General features: G+C 62.2%; 12 protein-coding genes. 4 read left to right on the forward strand and 8 right to left on the reverse strand.

Annotated elements, in window-relative coordinates:
* The 3 genes from ABGB08_RS44110 to ABGB08_RS44120 are packed head-to-tail and all read right to left on the reverse strand — an operon-like array spanning position 1 to position 5,913.
* Positions 1-3,582, reverse strand: coding sequence for an ATP-binding protein (locus tag ABGB08_RS44110; protein WP_347603464.1), 3,582 nt, complete (start codon positions 3,580-3,582; stop codon positions 1-3).
* Complete coding sequence (locus ABGB08_RS44115) at positions 3,579-4,685, reverse strand: DUF4007 family protein (RefSeq protein WP_347603467.1); 1,107 nt, start codon at positions 4,683-4,685, stop codon at positions 3,579-3,581. The genes ABGB08_RS44110 and ABGB08_RS44115 overlap by 4 nt, the downstream gene beginning before the upstream one ends.
* 58 nt (positions 4,686-4,743) lie before the next feature.
* Positions 4,744-5,913 carry a cysteine desulfurase family protein gene (locus tag ABGB08_RS44120; protein WP_347603469.1) on the reverse strand — a complete coding sequence of 390 codons (1,170 nt, stop codon included), beginning with the start codon at positions 5,911-5,913 and terminating at the stop codon, positions 4,744-4,746.
* 577 nt (positions 5,914-6,490) lie between these two features.
* On the opposite strand from ABGB08_RS44120, the gene ABGB08_RS44125 reads away from it, so the two are divergent.
* From ABGB08_RS44125 to ABGB08_RS44140, 4 genes are all read left to right on the forward strand, one after another.
* Positions 6,491-7,981: a DEAD/DEAH box helicase family protein gene (locus ABGB08_RS44125; protein ID WP_347603471.1), complete on the forward strand. Its 1,491-nt coding sequence runs from the start codon at positions 6,491-6,493 to the stop codon at positions 7,979-7,981.
* A complete protein-coding gene (locus ABGB08_RS44130) occupies positions 7,966-9,840 on the forward strand; it encodes an ATP-binding protein (RefSeq protein ID WP_347603473.1) in 1,875 nt (624 codons plus the stop codon). Before ABGB08_RS44125 ends, ABGB08_RS44130 begins: the two co-directional genes overlap by 16 nt.
* The gene (locus ABGB08_RS44135) at positions 9,837-10,748 is read left to right on the forward strand and encodes a phospholipase D family protein (protein ID WP_347603475.1); all 912 of its coding nucleotides are present in this window, start codon (positions 9,837-9,839) and stop codon (positions 10,746-10,748) included. The genes ABGB08_RS44130 and ABGB08_RS44135 overlap by 4 nt, the downstream gene beginning before the upstream one ends.
* Before the next feature lie 197 nt (positions 10,749-10,945).
* A complete protein-coding gene (locus ABGB08_RS44140; RefSeq protein WP_347603477.1) occupies positions 10,946-11,719 on the forward strand; it encodes a transposase family protein in 774 nt (257 codons plus the stop codon).
* Between the two features lie 64 nt (positions 11,720-11,783).
* On the opposite strand, the gene ABGB08_RS44145 is transcribed toward ABGB08_RS44140, so the two are convergent.
* The 5 genes from ABGB08_RS44145 to ABGB08_RS44165 all read right to left on the reverse strand — a co-directional run bounded on the left by ABGB08_RS44145 (position 11,784) and on the right by ABGB08_RS44165 (position 17,569).
* On the reverse strand, positions 11,784-13,241 hold the full coding sequence (locus tag ABGB08_RS44145; protein WP_347603479.1) for a DNA phosphorothioation-associated putative methyltransferase: 1,458 nt from the start codon (positions 13,239-13,241) through the stop codon (positions 11,784-11,786).
* Between the two features lie 1,358 nt (positions 13,242-14,599).
* A complete protein-coding gene (locus ABGB08_RS44150) occupies positions 14,600-15,775 on the reverse strand; it encodes an XRE family transcriptional regulator (protein ID WP_347603481.1) in 1,176 nt (391 codons plus the stop codon).
* Entirely contained in the window at positions 15,772-16,485 is a 714-nt protein-coding gene (locus ABGB08_RS44155; protein ID WP_347603483.1) for a hypothetical protein, read from the reverse strand. Before ABGB08_RS44155 ends, ABGB08_RS44150 begins: the two co-directional genes overlap by 4 nt.
* 195 nt (positions 16,486-16,680) lie before the next feature.
* Positions 16,681-16,812 carry a hypothetical protein gene (locus ABGB08_RS44160; RefSeq protein ID WP_347603485.1) on the reverse strand — a complete coding sequence of 44 codons (132 nt, stop codon included), beginning with the start codon at positions 16,810-16,812 and terminating at the stop codon, positions 16,681-16,683.
* 250 nt (positions 16,813-17,062) lie between these two features.
* Positions 17,063-17,569 carry a hypothetical protein gene (locus tag ABGB08_RS44165; protein ID WP_347603487.1) on the reverse strand — a complete coding sequence of 169 codons (507 nt, stop codon included), beginning with the start codon at positions 17,567-17,569 and terminating at the stop codon, positions 17,063-17,065.
* Positions 17,570-17,623: the final 54 nt, after the last annotated feature.

The following is a 17,623-nucleotide window of genomic DNA, read 5'->3' on the forward strand; positions in this document are numbered from 1 at the left end:
CTACTCCTGGAGCGCGGATGCTGGATCGTCGGGGGCATCTACCAAACGCTGGGTGAGGACGGCGAGTAGAATACGGGCTCCGTCTGGACCGAGCGTTCTTTGGGCTTGCTCAAGCACGCTGGCTGCGAGTTGGTCGGCGTCGTGTCGTGACTGTTGTGGCATGTAGATCAGTGTGCGTTGTTCGGTACCTGCAGGGGTGGTGAGCGTGAGTAGTCGAGCCTCAAGCTTGTCCGCTTGCTGTGCGGTGCGCTGGCGCTCCTGGTAGAGGTGGCTGACCCGGTCGAGAGCTTGGGCCATCTCACGCACCCGCCGGGGGAAGATGGCCGCGTCGCCGTCGGACCAGTCGCCGATGGCACTGTGGGACAGACGCACGATCAGCGGGTCGAGCCAGTCGTCGTGGCCGAGGCTTTCGTTAAGGGCTATGGCCACAAATCCGCGCAGCTCGGTGTTGAGTGAGACATCGGCGAAGCCGCGCAGTCGGGTGGCCATGGTGGCACGTAGTTGCGGCAGGTCGGACGGGAGGCGGAACTCCTTGGCGATGGTTTGTACCGCTTCGGTGCGCACCGTCGCCTCGGCGTTGGAGATTTCGTCAGCGGCGGCGGTAAGACGGTTGACGTATTCACTTGCCTGCTTGGTGCTGGTGTCTTGGTCGGTAGTGATGGGCTTGAGCCCAAGGGATTCGGGCAGCGAGTAAAACAGCAACTCGTCAGGATCTTGGGCGTTGAGCAGGGCAGAGCGTACCGTGACCGCGTCAGCGCTGATCCGGCGGGTACGGCGCGCATAGGGGGTCAGGACCATCACGCGTTCGAGCAAAGCACGGGCCACCGACAAAATCGCCGGGTTGCGCACACTCCTGGAGGGCGGTGGCGCCACGCCCAGGGCTACCGACAGCATTTGGATGACGTTGCGGCGCTGTCCGTCACCGACGGGGGTGTACTTGATCTCGAACCTGTGGGGTGCTTTGACCATGCGCTCAATGGTGTCGGGGGACAGGCGCGGCAGGTAGCTGCCTTCCTCGAACAACGCCATGTCGTCGCTGCGTATGATCAAGGCGGTGGCCACCAGCAGCGGAGCCACACCCGCCTTCACTCCGTAGGGCGGGGCGCCCACGATGCGGAAGATCTCGGCTAGGTCGGTGCGCTTGGCCGCCTGAGTAAGGGAGGTCTCCAGCGCCTGCCAGACGGGCTGCGCGTGCTTGTGGGCTGGACTGGGACGGGAGAATCCGTAGCGGACCAGGTTATCGGCCTGCTGATCGGCGGCGGTGGCGCCGTCCATCCGATGGAGTCCCATGTACTCCAGAACACCGCTGTACATCGCGCGCTCAGGTCCGTACCCCTCGATGCCCAGGAACTGATTGCCTGAGTTGCGGAGCATTTCGGTGAGCAGCTCACGGCGGGCCTTAGAGGCTTGGCTCGTGAGCTTGTGCCGTCCCAGCATCTCGTTACGGATGTGCGGGGTGGCAGAGAATATGGAGTCGCAGGCGAGAGAAACCAAGCCGCTGAGGCTGCGGGCGTGGATCGGCTCGCCAGTTGCAGTGGAGGATGACGTGATGCCCGAGCCCCATAGGTGCCAGGTGGCCCGCTGTGTAGGTGGGTAGAAGGCGCTGGCGAGCAGTTCGTTGGTCTCTGCTCTGGCTTCCACGGAGCGCTCGATGATCTCTCGTCGCGCTACCGAATCCAACGTCTGGTCCTGGAGCAGCTCGTCGAGGGCCACCAGATACGTGGCGGCCTGGAGAATGACGTCGGGTTCTTGGGTGGTGCCTACGATGACCGGCACGGGGATATCGATGCTGGGGAGGTCGTCCATCGTGCCCAGATGGAACACCAAAAGCCCGTCGGCGAGCTCGTTGAGCACCTTGGGGCCGGTAATGCTGTCGGTCTCCGGGCCACTGACCGCGGTGAAGAACGCACGCATCATTCCGGTGACCTGGCTGTGGCGGCCCGCCACGACGGACTGGGGCACGTGCGCCCCCAGTCGTTGAACGACCGACGCCCGGTCGAGATGGTTGACGATGTCTTTAAGACGTGCGTCGATATCGATATCGGTGCCGCGCCAGACTCGGTATTCGCCGCTGAACTCCCGATATACGAGAAAGCCGCGTCGTACGAGGTCCTGCAGTTGCCGTTCCAGGACGGTGAAGGCTGCGGGGTCGGAGACGTCGGTGGGATCGTGCAGTGCGAAGTAGATCATCGGTGCGCTGGCGCGTAGTGCGCCGTCGGAATCGATGAGGTTCAGCATACCGACGGTCTTCAATAGATTTTGGTCGGGATCGGGCAGACCGCGGGACTCGTTGATGCGTGCTTCGATCTCGATCCAGCGGCTGGCGTTGGTCGAGGCCAGCAGCGTAGTCCGGCCCGAAGACATAAAGTAGTCGTACAGTTGCGGCAGCCTAACCGTGCTGGCCCGCTGCGGTGTGGGAGTCGAGAACTCCTGTAGCGCACGGCGGATGGTGTCGGGTTCGTCATTGTTCAAAAAGCCCGACAGGCTACGGTCATGCTGGCCGATCTGAGCGGCGAGGAAGGGCGCGGCCACTGCGGTCAGCGGGTGGAGCGGATACAGATCGGTGAAGTCTTCGGCGGTTAGGTCCACGATCACGTTCAGGCCATAGTTCCGCCAGGCTGCCGCGGCGGCGTTAGCTTGATCGCGGATTAGTGTGTGGCCGGTCGCATCGACCCCGGAGTGGTCCAGACGGCGACGGATCAGTTGAACCGAGTCGCCTAGGTGGGGCAGGAAGGTGACATCCTCGAATCGGCCCTGGATCTTGGCCCACTCACGGGTCTGCAGCTCGCTGGAGCGTGCGGCGTAGTCCATGAACGACAAGTGCTGCAAGGTCATCAAGATCAGGGGCAGGCCGTTTCGGCCTGCACTTATTTCGGCGAGCTCCTGGAGCAGGAACAGGTCGTGTGTGGCGCTGGCGAACTCGCCGTGACCAGCCAAATGCTCCAGTGTCTTGCCGAATTCGTCGATTACCAGCAGCACCGGGTGCGCCGACTGTTCCGTACATAGTGCGGTGACAGCGTCAATGACGTGCTTGGAGGTGGCGGTGGCCGGATCGGCGCAGGCGGCGAGCGCTGTGGCGATGGACTTGGGGATGCGCCTGTTCCACCGGCGTGTTGCCGCGGTGTGCAGCCCTCGCGACAGGGTCGCTACCAACGGTTCTCGTCGTGCGGTGGCGACGGCGCCGAGGAAGCCGTTGGGGGCGAACGCGTCCCTGCCGGCAGCAAGGCGACGGACCAGGCTGGGGCTGGTGTCCCTGAGCAGCGCTTCGGCCTCCTCTCGGCGGGGCTGATCGTGACCGAGGAGCGCATCGATCAGGTTGGCCAGGGTGGACTTGCCAGAACCGTATGGGCCGGTGAATGACCAGGCCCGGGCGCGGCGGTCATCGGCTAGGGCACTGGCGACTCGTTCGAGGACGTCGACCGCGCGGGCGCCGATGTAGGGGGCGTGGAGTTCATCGAGGACGTCGCGCTCGAGGTTGGTGGAGCGCATCTGGGAACCGACGACATCGACGCCCGGGGGGAACTGCGGGGTATTGAGGCCCGACGAGCCGATGCTGGTTGCTGTGGTCGTGGCGCTGGTCACGCGGACTCCTCGATGAGAACGAGCGGCTGATCTGTGGGCGCCGCGGAATCTTTCTGCTTGTTCTCGCGTTTGCCCGCCTCAGCCAGTCCTGGGTAGCGCTGGCTCCAAGTGTTGCGATCGGGGAAACTTGGCCTCTGGCTCACCTGGTCGTACTGCTTGTCGAGAATTTCCCAGGCCAACTCATTAGGGTCGCAGGCGAAGGTGAGACTGCGCTGGCCGACGGCTTCAACAATGCCGAGGCGTGGATGTTGACTGGCGACCTTCTCCAAAGCAGCGGCGATCTCTATTTCCCGGATGCGGAAGGCACGGCCAGGTCCTCCCGGCTCGTTGGCCAGGCGGGCCAGAGAAACCGAGCCCGCGTTTTGGGTGTCGCGGGCGGCGTAGTCCAGGCAGGCATAGGCCAGCACGCGGGGGGGCAGCGACGTGCGGGCTGCGCTGGTGAACCGCCACTCACGCTTGCCGCGCTGGCCGACGAATTCCAGCAGCCCAAGCTCCCGGAAGGGGCAGGCCAGAAGATCTTCAAAGGCGCCAGGGGCGCCGCTGGTTTCGTCGTGGTCACGGGCGTACATCTTGGTAATGCATTCCACGTCCTTGACGATCGACGCCTCGACCGGCCCTTCGGGGTAGGAGAAGTTCACATGACGGACGATGACCTGCGTCAGCTCCCCAATGGTGAAACGAGCAAACGGCGCGAGGTGAAAGGCCACATACCAGGAAGGAGCCCAGCTTCTTGCCGACGGCCGAGACGAGAGCAACCACCAATGCAGCAGCCACAGACTGCCTGTCTCTTCCAAATAGGGGTCTGCGCCGTCCTCATCGAGCAGCCAACGTGCCTCCCAGGTAGGGGAGGCCACCATCGCACGAGACCCGGGATCCTCCCCGTGGTGCTCCCGAGTGAGCTTAAACGCCTTGGACCAATACCGCATGGCGTTGACCATGTTCTTTCCGACACCGAGCAACACCGGCGCGTCAGGCGCCAGAAAAGTGCCGGGGGTGGTCTTCACCTGCATGTACGCCTTGTGCAACCATCCGAACCGCGGCGCGAAGGTTTCATGGCGCGCGAAGGAGGGATGGGCGGCTTCCGCGAGCCTGCTATCTGACATGCGAGGGGCCTCTCTTTGTCCGTTCGGGGCGTGGCTGCAGGGGTCGGCAAGAACAAAGTCAGGGGGGTGCGGCCATGGCCGTGCGGGCCTGCCGCACAGCTCGCACCGTCGCGTGGACGGCACGGTCGATGTCACGCTCGGTGGTGGCGTATCCCAGGGAGAACCGCACCGTGGCGTCGGCCTCCTCGCGGCTGCGGCCCATGGCCAGCAGCACGTGGCTTGGGCCCGGCGCGCCAGACGAGCACGCGCTGCCCTCCGAGGCGGCGACCTCGGGCATAGCTGCCAGCACGGCATCGGCCGGGGCGCCGGCAAAGGTGATGCTGCTCACCCCAGGCAGCCGCTGATCGCGGGCACCGTTGATGCGGCAGTAGGGCAGCTGCGCGGTCACCGCCAACTCGAAGGCATCACGCAGCCGTCGGATCCGGGCGCTTTCGGCAGCAAGCCCGAAGGCGGCCGCCTGCGCGGCGGCACCGGCCCCCGCGATCCCAGCGACGTTGAGCGTGCCGGCACGCCAGCCACGCTCCTGCCCGCCCCCACGCATCAGGGGCCGATACGGCAAAGCGATATCCCGGCGCATGAACAGGGCCCCTACGCCTTGCGGGCCGCCAAATTTATGGGCGGACAGCGATAAGAGATCCACCTCGATCTCGGCCAGGTCTATCGGCATCCGCCCGATCAACTGCGTGGCGTCGGTGTGCACCAGCGCCCCCGCCTCGTGAGCGGCTTTCACCACCGACGACACGTCGGTGAGCACACCAGTTTCGTTGTTGGCGGCCATCACCGACACAATCGCGACCGTATGCTCGGCCAGAGCCAGGTAGAGCGCGTCCAGATCCACCAGCCCGTCCGCGTCAACCGGTAGTAGCACCAGTGCGTGTGGTTCCTCTGCGGTCAGGGCCTTGGCGGTTTCCAGCACCGCAGGGTGCTCAACAGTGGTTGTGACCAGCGCCTTGTCATGACTGAAGGCAGCATGCAACGCCAGATTGTTGGCCTCGGTCGCTCCAGAAGTAAAAACGATCTCACCGGAAGAACAATTCAGTAATTCAGCGATCTGCCGCCGTGCGGTATCGACCCGGTGAGCGGCGTCTTGGCCGTGGCCATGAACGCTTGTGGCGTTGCCGACCTCCCGCATGGCTGCCGTCACGGCCTCAACAGCCTCCGGGCGCGGCGGAGCTGTGGCATTGTAGTCAAGGTAGATGGCTTCGTCGCCAATCACGGCGTCCGCCACGTCCACTCCTCCTCGATTCGCCCCTGCCTGCCGCACAACTGGTGGAAAGTTCCGCCGCGCGTTGAACTCCCACCAGGAGTGCATGGAGATCATAGCCCTTGCCGTCAAGCGCGTATCCGGAACCGGAGAGGGCTGTGACCAAGCAGCAACACGATCACGCCGAACTCGAACATGTGATCGATAATTGGATCGGGTAGTAGCAGGCGAACATAGATCCCTGCAATCTGGTGCACTCCCGATCAGGCTCTTGTGCATCAGAAGCATCCCGATTACTTGGGAGCGTCCTCCATCTATCGGTCATGCGGTTTAAAGTCGCTCTCATGATGTGCTGGCCTGCGGAGTTTGCTGTATCAAACGACGACGGTGGAGTAGTCAGGAGCTGGGCTTGTCCTGCGTAATGCCTTGGAGATGGCGGCGGAGACGGCTGTAGCGGAGGAATGGCATGAGCGATTCTCCGGGTATCGCGTTCCAATCCGTCCTGAATTCTGCACCTATGTCCTATATACGTACTCTCTTGGGAGAGTATGTCTGCGAGCTCCTAGACCTCATACAGGGGAACGTCAGCAGCGAGGAGACTTTGCGGAAGCTCGCCGCCTCTGCAGCTTCACCTGAGCAGTTGGTCAACGACCCTCGAGAGCGGGAGCTGCTCCTGCAGCTGCTTCCGCCAGGCAAGCAGGAGGAGCTCGCACGTAGGCTCGGTGCCGACGACGACGGCGCCGGTACGGCGCCTGGCTTTTTGTCCTCTTTGCCGTGGACAGCAGAACAGCGCCGGGTTCTTCTCGGCTTTCTTGGGCTCGTGGTGGATCGGGCCCCGACCATTCCGCCCGCTTACCGTGCCCCTAGCGTCCCCGCCTATGGCTTGTTTCCCCACCAACGCCTCGCCGCACGACGGGTGGACCAACTGCTCTACTCCGGCGAGCGTCGCGTGGTCCTGCACCTGCCGACTGGGGTGGGCAAGACCCGCACCGCGATGAACATCATCTGCGATCACCTGCGGCTACGAGAACCAACCGTGGTGGTGTGGTTGGCTCGGGGCCGCGAACTCCTCGAACAAGCCGCGCTTGAGTTCGACCGGGCCTGGAGTGCGCTGGGCAACCGCGAAGTCGCCATCGTGCGCATGTGGAGCGATGCCCCCGTCGACCTCAACCGCATCACCGACGGCATCGTACTGCTCGGACTAGATAAGGCAGTCGCTGCAGCCAAGAGCGATGTCACGTTCCTGGAACGGCTCACCTTACGCACCACCCTTACGGTGTTTGATGAAGCTCATCAGATCATCGCCCCGACCTACCGGCGGGTCGTGGATGCCCTGATGCTACGCAGCGATGCCAGCCTGCTCGGCCTGACGGCGACCCCTGGGCGAACCTGGGCCGATATCTCCGAGGATCAGAAGCTGGCCGACTTCTTCGCCCAGCAAAAGATCATGCTTGAAATCGATGGCTACGACAATCCAGTCAGCGCGCTCATCGACCAAGGATACCTCGCTCGCCCTCACTTCCAGACGGTGGCGGCGCAGTCAGGAATCAAACTGAGCGAGGCCGACAAACGCGAACTCGCCATATCGTTCGACATTCCTGAATCATTGGTTCGTGAACTTACAGGAAACGTCCAATGGAATCTACAGGTCCTACGGGCCGTCCTCGATCTGAGCAAGGAGCACCGCCGGATCCTGCTGTTCGCCGCATCAGTTGAGCACAGCCGCCTGCTAGTGGCCATGCTATCCGTCCTAGGGTTGGACGCCGCCGAAGTGACTGCCGCGTCCTCGCCCCGACATCGCGACCGTGTCATTGCCCGCTTCAAGGGACCAATTAGCCGCCCGATGGTGCTGTCCAACTTCGGCGTGCTCACCACCGGATTCGATGCCCCTGCCGCCAGCGCCGCCGTCATCGCCCGCCCCACCAAATCCCTCGTGCTCTACAGCCAGATGGTGGGCCGAGTCATCCGCGGACCCAAGGCCGGAGGCACTTCCACCTGCGACATCATCACCGTCATCGATCCGGAACTCCCGGGCTTCGGCGACGTGGCAGAAGCCTTCACCAACTGGGAGGATGTATGGAAGACCAGATGACACCTACATACCCGATCGTCAGCCCCGACCTCACTGTCAAGGCTCTGCGAGACAGCGGCTACAAGTCCACCGCCCACGCCATCGCCGAACTGATTGACAACGGCATCGAAGCCGAAGCCGAACTGATCGAACTGTTCGTGGTCGAGTCCCCCACACGGACATCTGAACGGGCACGCCACCACGTCGAAAAGATCGCCGTGCTGGACAACGGCACAGGCATGGACGATGAGACCCTCCGTCAGTCCCTGCGCTTCGGTGCCGGCAACCGGCAAGAACGAAAAGGAATCGGCCGTTTCGGAGTCGGACTACCCAATTCCAGCATGTCTCAGTGCACTCGGGTCGACGTGTGGTCATGGCAAAACGGCCCCGACAACGCACTCCACACCTATCTCGACTTGAAGGAGATCGCCAAGGGTGTCAAGGAGGTGCCCAAGCCCGAACCCGTACCGCTGCCAGACGAGTGGCATGCCCTGGCGCAGGGACTCGGTCCCTCTGGCACCCTCGTGCTGTGGACCGACCTAGACCGTGTCCAGTGGCGCGGAGCCGAAGCAACCTTCCGTAACACCGAAGAACTAGTCGGCCGCATCTACCGCCGTTTCATCACCAGCGGCCAGGTGAGTATCCGGCTTGTCCCGATTCGCGGTTGGACAGAGCTACCCGGTGCGCGAGATGCCGCGCCGAATGACCCGCTTTACCTCACCGCTCCAAGTTGCACCCCATATCCCTTTGACAATAAGCCGATGTTCCGGCCATACGGAGGCGGCAACGCAGGAGAGATCGGGGTCGAGAAATTCATGATCAAGGGCGAAGATGGCAACGAATATCCCGTCTTCGTTCGCTGCTCGATCGCTGTCGATGCGGCTAGGCGACCCGACATCGATGGAGCACCGTGGCCAGACGGGATCTCGCCCGCCCTTCAGCCCGGTGCTACACCATGGGGAAAGCACGCATTCCGCAATCAAGGCATATCCCTCATCCGAGCGGACCGCGAACTGGACCTCGACACGGGCTGGGTCAATACTTATGACCCGGTGGAGAGATGGTGGGGAATCGAAATCGACTTCCCACCTGCGCTCGACGAGGTGTTCGGTGTCACCAATAACAAGCAGGCCGCTACCGCATTTTCCGGTCTCGCCCACTTTCAGTGGAAGGAGGAGGCGGCCGGACTGACATGGGATGAGTACAGGGAAAATCTACGTGACGAGGGTGACGCCCGGCTGTCACTCATCACGATCGTCTACCATATCCGCGAAAAGTTACTCGGTAAACTGCGCGACGACTTGAAAGCCCAGACTTTTGGTACTAGGGCCAGCCGCAAGCGTCACGAACAGGCAGAGGTCAAGGCGGAGGAAGCGGTCAATCGTCGCCGTGCTGAAACCCAGCCGAGCCTGACCGACAAGCTTGCTGAAGAAACTACCGAGGAAGAACGCAAACAGGTTCAGTTTGAGAACCTGGTCAAAACGCACCGCTATACCGAAGCCGACGCCGAGCGTATCATCGCCGAGACGATGTCCAACGATCGGCACGTACGACTACTCACCAGCCGGAGCCCGGACTCACCGGCATTCTTCAATGTCGAATACATGCCCGCCATGTTGCAGGTTGCCATCAACGTTGATCATCCGGTCTATAGCGATCTGATCGCCGTTCTTGAGGATGACATTCAAAGCGCCACGCGAGAAGACATGCTCGACCGCATCGAGCGTGCTGCAAACGCCTTCAAACTCCTGCTGTTCTCCTGGGCCCGCTTCGAAGACGAACTGCCCGAGAAACCACGCGACAGAGCAAGAAGGATGCGTCAAGACTGGGGACGTATCGCCAGCGAGTTCTTCATCGTTGACGATGAGGACGATGAATGACCAATGACTACATATGGCGACAGATAGAGGCGTTGCTCGCCAATGCCGCAGACAAGGCGATCTTAATGGCGCCTTTCATCAAGAAGGATGTTTTCCAGGCCCTACTTGGCGCTATTCCTTCTACGGTCGCTATTCAGTGTGTTACCCGCTGGTCGGTAGCTGAGATCGCCGCGGGAGTCTCCGATCCTGAGATAGCCGAAATCGCCGCAGCCGACGGGCGTGCCTCGATCATGCTCTGCCATCACCTGCATGCCAAGCTGTATGTTGCCGACGATCGCTGCCTTGTGGGATCAGCCAACCTGACCGGCAAAGCAACTGGCCGTGTCCAGCCGGCGAACATGGAGCTCCTGCTGGAGGTTCCTACAAGTCATCCCGAGGTGCAACGGCTAATCAAGGCAGTGACTGCCTCGGCTGTAGCCGGCACGATTGCCCTCGCTCGTCAGGTCCGTGAGCAAGCTGATCTGCTCGTGTCAGACGAAGAGAGCCCACAGATCCTCGTGCCCGGCGAGTACGAACGATCCACGCGCTGGATGCCCGAAACCCGCCGACCAGCTCGCCTATACGGCGTTTACCGAGGCCGCCACGAGAGCATCAATATTGATATTCTTGCCGGAATAATCCGAGATCTTGCAAACCTAGACATTCCACCAGGTCTCGATGAAAACGCGTTCAGTTTAGCGGTCCTGAGTCGACTGCATGAAATGCCCGAGATCCGTCAATTGCTCACCGTGGGGCGCCTAAATATGGGTGAGCTACAACAGGAGTTGGCAGATTCTGGTGATTATACGGTAGACCAAGCCCGTCGCAGCGTTGAAACCTTGGCAGAATGGCTGCGCTACTTCGATCAGGTACACGTAGTCCCACTCGGGCCGTGGGAGATACGGCAGGGTAGGGAAATAGGCGATTGAAATGGCGCCGATCCAGATTTGAAATCTTTGGTTTGCTTTTCGTGTCGAAACTGCGCCTCACTGAACGTTTTTCATCCTCATGTAGCGGTCTGCTGATCACAGCGTGATCGCGGACTGGGTATTCACCTGACGACGGAGAAAGCTCCTGGTAGACGGGTTGATCACCACAACCAGACCCGTCACAACCAGGAGCTCCGGTGCTGTTCTATCGCGCTGCCGTCGATTTGTCGCGTTCAACGCTCAACTACGTGGCCGGCCTGATCCGCAGGCGGCGTAAGGCGATCGGCTCGACCTGGCGGCGGCTCAACCCCGGGCAGCAGGCCCTGCTGGTCCTGGTCTACCTGCGTAAAGGCGAGACCTTCACCGAGGTCGGGACGGGTTTCGGGGTGTCGGCGGCCACCGCGTGGCGGTATGTGGAGGAGACCGTCGCCCTGTTATCGGCGCGCTCGCCCAAGCTGGCGACGGCGTTACGCAAGGCCAAGAAGGACGGGCTGCACCACCTGGTTCTGGACGGCACCCTCATCCGTACCGATCGGGTCAAGGCCGACCGCCCGTACTTCTCCGGTAAGCACCGGGTACATGGGATGAACGTCCAGGTCATCGCCGGTCCGGACGGCACCATCGTGTGGACGTCGGGAGCGTTGCCGGGCAGCACACACGACCTGACCGCCGCCCGGATCTGGGGCATCCTGCGCGCGCTGGACAAGGCCGGGATCATCACCCTGGCTGACAAGGCGTATCAAGGGGCAGGCGCCGAGATGGTGATCAGCCCGTACAAAGGCAAGAACAAGCCCGAATCGCAGAAGCGGGCCAACCGGTCCCATGCCAAGCTCCGCGGACCCGGCGAGCGTGCAAACGCCCAGCTCAAAAGCTGGCGCATCCTCCGGAAACTCCGCTGCAGCCCCAGCAAGGCCGGTCACCTGGTCAAGGCCATCGCCGTCCTTCAAAACCACCGAGTCGCCCGAGGATGAAATAGCTTCACTAATCGATCTGAGCTGTGGCGCCTTGGAGCCCGCGAGAAGAATCACTCAATGACTAAAGTGATTCTTGGCGTTTCTGCTGCTCAATATGGAGTAGCCGGTGACCGCGAAGAACGCGACCGCATCGATTCAGTGCCTCCTGCCAGCCATCCTCGGTGCCGATCAAGTGCGGTTGCTCGTAAAGCCCGGCCTTGACCTCGGAGTCGGTCAGACGTCGGTACTTGGACGCGTCGGGGTCTTCAAGCGCAAGGAATTCGTGTTTACGGTGAAGCAAGGGCCGGTTGGTCGAATCAGCATATGACAGAAATGAAGACTTGAGCGTCCCAAGGTCAACGATGTAAGACGACAGCAAGCGCGGATGCGGATCAGTATCGAAGTCAGGGTAGTCCAGCCAACTCACTCCCCGGCCTTGATGACGGAGCTTAGCGATGGTCCAAGCTGCGGGGCGGCCGGCGGCGATGCTGGCGCAGTGCTCGTACAGGCGGAGAACGACAGGCATACGGTGAAGCGCACGCCGATGGACGTACAAGGCAGTCGGGGTAAATTTGCCGACCGCTGAGCCGGTCATTGCCCGCCGTACATAGCTGTCGTCTCGCAGCTTGAGCAAGAGCCGGTCAGCGCGCTGACATGCTTCGGCATAGGAGGAAAAGAAGGCACGCACATCTAGCTGGACCGCCAAGGGCAGGCTGCTCGACGGCCCGCGGCCATGAAACAGCTCGACGGCCAGAACGAGCAGCGTATCCAGTGTGGTCCGCTTAGCCCCAGCCTCAACCTTTGCCGGACTCGCCGCTTGATGAACGAGACGGTGCAGCTCGCTCGTGCGCAGGTGACCAAGAAGCCCGGCCATCGCACCGGGCATCTCGTCCAGACTGGGGATACGGCCCCGCCGCTCCAAATAGTCCACAACGGCAGTGATGGCTGAGGCAGCATCCTGAGAGGCAAGCCACTCAGAACCGGGCGCCACCCGCCGGGCCATGTAACCGAGGCGGGCATCCTCGCTCTTAAATGCATACACGATGCCCGGCGCGGCAGACAGGCAGCGGACGCTCGTTATGTCCTGGACGTAGTCGCGCAGTTCGCCTGCCGCGAATAGGTACTGAAAGGTATTTCGGCTGGTGAGGATTCCGTCGCTGTGCTCGACACCCTTGATCTGATTACGCTCCCAACGCAGGCGAGCTGATACTACAAGTGCTGTCCTTGTCAGGTCCCATGCATGTTTCAGAGTGCGTTGTCGCTCGGCGGGATCCTCGATCACGTTCAGGACGTAGGTGAGTAACACGATGTCGGCAGGTTCCAAGCGCCCCTCTGGGAAGTAGACCGGGTCCCACCCGGAGACGTTGAGGTCTAGACCTTCCAAAACACGCACGTCCCCGCCCCTACCGCACCCATAGTCGAGAACGGATGTTCCCGGGGCGATCCGCATATCGATCATGGCTTGTCGGGCGGGTGCGGACAGGCCGGTGCGGTTGATCGCGGTCAACTGCCTGTCGCTGTGCCAGCGTCGCTGTGCCATCGAGGCCTCCACACCCCGCCGATCCTTGGGTACATCGTCGAACCTTACGTGGTAGCCCTCCCCCGTGTGGAGCAGCCTGGTTGGAACGCCCAAATCCGACGTCATGCGCCGATCGGATAACGTAAGGCTCTTTATTGATCATCGGAAAAGACTTGACACTTGTATTCGAGTCGGTTTACTCCTGTTGCCCGACTTGAGCACCTTGGGTGGCTACGGCTATCTGGCGTGGTCTGAGCATGCAGTGAGCAACCTGGAGAGCCTTGAATGAAGGTTATATCGTACGGTGGCGGGGTCCAGTCCACAGCGCTTCTAGTTCTCGCTGCTCGACAGCGGATTGATCATGGGATCTTATTGTTTGCAAATGTAGGTTCAGACAGCGAAAATCCCGCCACGCTGGCCTACATACGTGACGTGGCTATGCCCTACGCGGCCCGTCATGGCATCGTGTTCCAGCACCTCCAGCGTCGACGTCGGGACGGAACGGCGGAGACGCTCTGGGAGCGACTTCACCAGCCACAGACACGCTCGATTCCGATACCTGTCCGTATGGCCAACGGGGCCCCAGGGCGAAGATCATGCACTGCTGACTTCAAGATCAGGGTCATAGGTAGATGGCTGCGCGAGAATGGTGCGACGGCAGCAAACCCGGCCGTGGTCGGAATCGGTATATCACTCGATGAGATTCATCGGGCTAATAGGCGCCGCAGTGAAAATTACGAAATAGTCGAGTATCCGCTACTGGACCTCGGGCTTAATCGTGACGACTGCATACGGGTTATAACTGAGGCGGGACTTCCGGTTCCCCCAAAGAGCTCCTGCTTCTTCTGTCCATTCCACACCGTTGCTGCCTGGCGGGATCAGCGGACGAACTATCCAAATCTGTTCGTCAGGTCGGTGGAGCTAGAACATAGATTAAATGAGCGGCGTTTGGCCCTGGGGCGGGATTCCATCTATCTGACTCGCTACGGACGCCCTCTGCTGGAGGCTATTCCCGATGCCGTAGATTCATGTCAATCGGGCATAGAAGATGATGGCATATGCGATTCGGGATGGTGCATGACGTAGTCATTTCGTTTATCAAACTTTAGTTCTTGTTTACTAAAATCGGCCCGGGCAGTCGACGTCATGGGAGCGGCCCTGGGGTGCCCTTGTTACCGGATGGGTCGCACCGAGACCCATCCGCATGCTGATACTGCACGTACATGCGCACTGCCAATGGGGCCGGCGAGGATTCCCGCAACAGGATTGGGGCACTGCGTCAACCAGCCCAAATTTACCGGACCGGCATCGCCGTTACGATTGAATCGGCGACGCTATTGAGCGGTAATCACAACGTCGGCGGCTTCTTGCGCATCAACTCACGATTCGTCGAACAACCCCTGGGGCACGTTCTGCTGGTGGTGGGCCGCTGGGCCGCCTCTCACCAGGGTGAGTGTGGGGCGCTGGTCGGGTAGGCCGAGGAGCGTCCGAACGTGCGAAGGTCTCCAGGCGAGTTGGTCCGCTAGGCCCTTGATGGTCAGGCCAGCCAGGTCGAATGCTTGTCGCAGTAGGACGGGCTGTTCTCCAGGGTAACCAGTGATCGACTCGGGGGCGAAGCCGGGCTGGTCGCGGAGTGTGTTGAGGCGTTGCCAGGCCCGGCTGGCGGAGGAGTCCGACAGGAGACCTACCTCGCGGCACCGGTAGATGAGCGAGTCGACGGAAACCCCCCACTTCTGGCGCAGTTCGGCGAGGCACCGCAGGTCGAGCCGACCCGGCAATTCGGGGACGATGCTCTGGCGCGGAGTGAGGAACTCGGCCGCGAAGGCATCCGCCTCGCGTTCCTGCCGCGTGTCGCCTGCGGCGATGTCTCCGTGCAGAACGAGATGTCCGAGTTCGTGGGCGGCGGTGAATCGGTAACGGTGAATGTCGTCGTAGCGGTTGGAGGTGAGGACGACAATCGGCCGGGGCAGCTGTGATGTGGAGAAGGCGTCGACCGTTTTTACGTCGTCGTCCAGAGGCGGCAGAACGACGATGATTCCGCGCGCCTCCATCTGCCGGACGACATGAGAGATCGGGTCAGACCCCAATCCCCACATGCGGCGCAGGGTCTGGGCGGCCATCGCTGGCTCGCGCGGCAGGTCAACGCCCGGGTGCACTTCTCCATCCACGAAGCCGGGCAGATCGACCGGAGGGAGTTTCACCTGCTTCTCCAGCGCGAAAGCGAGTTCCCAGACTTGCTCGGCAAGGGCCACGGCTTTGGCCCGTTGGAACACCCGGGTTGTGCGGAGACTTCGGAAATGGGCCATCGAGCTGTCAATTTTTCCGTGCGGTCGGCCGACCAGGAAGAACTGCGCGGGCACGTTGAGCGAGTCCGCCAGGCGGGGGATTAGGTCCCAGCGCGGGCGGCTGCTCCCTGTCTCGTACTGGCCGACGGCCGCCGGGGACACTCCGATGCGTTCGGCCAGTTCCTTCTTCGTCAGGCCCGCGACATGCCGTGCCTGGGTCAGGCGGGCGGGGTCGAACGCGCCGGCGATCGATTGCAGAGGGCTGCTCATTTGGCTGCTGCGGAGTCCACCGGGAAGAGCGTTTCGAGCGTGAGGTCGGGCACCACTCCGTTGTCGAAACGATCCGCTGGCCTGCCGTCCGGCGTCGAGATAACGTGGGAGTGGCCCTCTGCTAGGGGAATCTGCTCGTAGCGGGTCCAAGCCAAGTGTCCGGACGGGTCGATCAGCGCGGCTTCACCCCAGTACAGCTTGAGCAGGCCGGCCCGGTCGTTGGCCGCGTAGGCAATGGGGATCAGTCGCGTATTCGCGGGCAGGTCTGCCAGGACAGGACGCTGGTCTTCGCCCCACAGGGACTCCTGCACGTACGTGTGCCGCGCGCCGAAACGCTTGAACAAAGCGGCGGCGAGCCCGGAGATCCGCCCGTCTCCGATCCTTGCCTCGACCACAGGTGTCCGCTCGTCCTCGGCGTACCGGAAGGGGAAGAGCAGGTTCTCGCCGATCAGGACGAGTTCGTACGGCGCGCCCTCCGGCTTGACCGTCCGTACGTCCCGAAGGTCTCGGAGATTCTCAACCAGGGTCTCATACCGCCGGATCATCAATGTGGACCCGTACGGGAAGCGCTTGTCACTGCTCGATACTGCTTGAGCGTCCTGCGCGTTCGCCACTGCCTGCAGAAACGACGAGATCACCCGCTCCCGCACAGATCCGGCCTGCTCACCGAACCGTTCGGCAGCCCACGTCGAACTCTCACCCTTGTTCACGGGCGACCCCTTACTTGACCAGTCTGCACTGACGGCGTGGCCTGACTTTAGTTTTCAACATCATACTCCCGCGCCGCCCTTTCGTGCCTCGGTTCGGCCAGCGCAGTGCGGCCAAGTCATGTATCTGGGCGCGGGCAGTTTGGGACTGGCGGAGAAGTCGAAGCCTTCCAAGATGAGCTGCTGCTCGAAGCGGGCCTAGCGCAGGCGTCGCTGCATGGCGACGCTCTCGCGGCGGGACAGCTCGTCTCGCAGAGGATGCAGGAAGTCGATTCGGCCGAGTTCGCCGGCGCGGGCCTGGGCCGGCCGGGCGTTCAGGGTGTCGAGCATGCCGCGAGTTTGAGCGCGCGTAGTGCCTTGTCCAGCGCGCCGAGCTCGATCGTTGTGGCGCTGGTCATGGTGGAGTTCCTCATCGTGGTTGGTAGTGCACTGCTTCAGCGCGAACGTCGCTGCTGTACTTCGCGGCGCGCGGTGAGCTTCGCGGTGAACGTGGTGACGGCGAAGTTTCGCGGTGTTTCGCGGTGATGTTGGGCTAGCCCCGTTTCCGCACATGACCGATCTTCAGCGGAGATCTCGGGGACTACATCGAGTAGATCGAGGAGGCGGATCTGTAGATCGGGTGGTCGAGGAATGATCGGCGGTGACTGGCCCACACCCGGGATGATCCGGATGCCGACCAGTGCGTCGAAGATGAGCTCCGGTGGGGATGGCAGGCCTGCCTGCGTACAGGCCCTCGACCTTGGTGGGCGTCGCGGATGGCCAAGGCCTGCTGTACTTGGCATTTGACCAGGCAGAAGATGAGCAGGGCCAGGCAGATGACGGTGATCAGCGCGGCGATGCGGCGGTTGTTCTTCAGGTAGCAGGCGGCCACGGCCAGCGGGCCTTTGAACGCGGAGTAGCGGCGTTCGATGGCCTCTTGGCCTTTGTAGAGCCGCAGGATTTGCCCGGCGTCGGCCTGGCCGGGATCGAGGTTGGACAGCAGCGCGTACCAGCCGTCGGCTGCCTCAGCATCAATCGCGTTCTGGTCGAAGTGCCAGGCTAGGGTGGGTTTGCCAGTATCGGGGGCGATGCCAGCCTCGGCACGCACGCCGGTCACTGGCGATGACGGCGACCCGGGTGAACCGGTTCGGGCCCATCGTTT

The organism is Acrocarpospora sp. B8E8 (assembly GCF_039871605.1).
Classification (GTDB): domain Bacteria; phylum Actinomycetota; class Actinomycetes; order Streptosporangiales; family Streptosporangiaceae; genus Acrocarpospora; species Acrocarpospora macrocephala.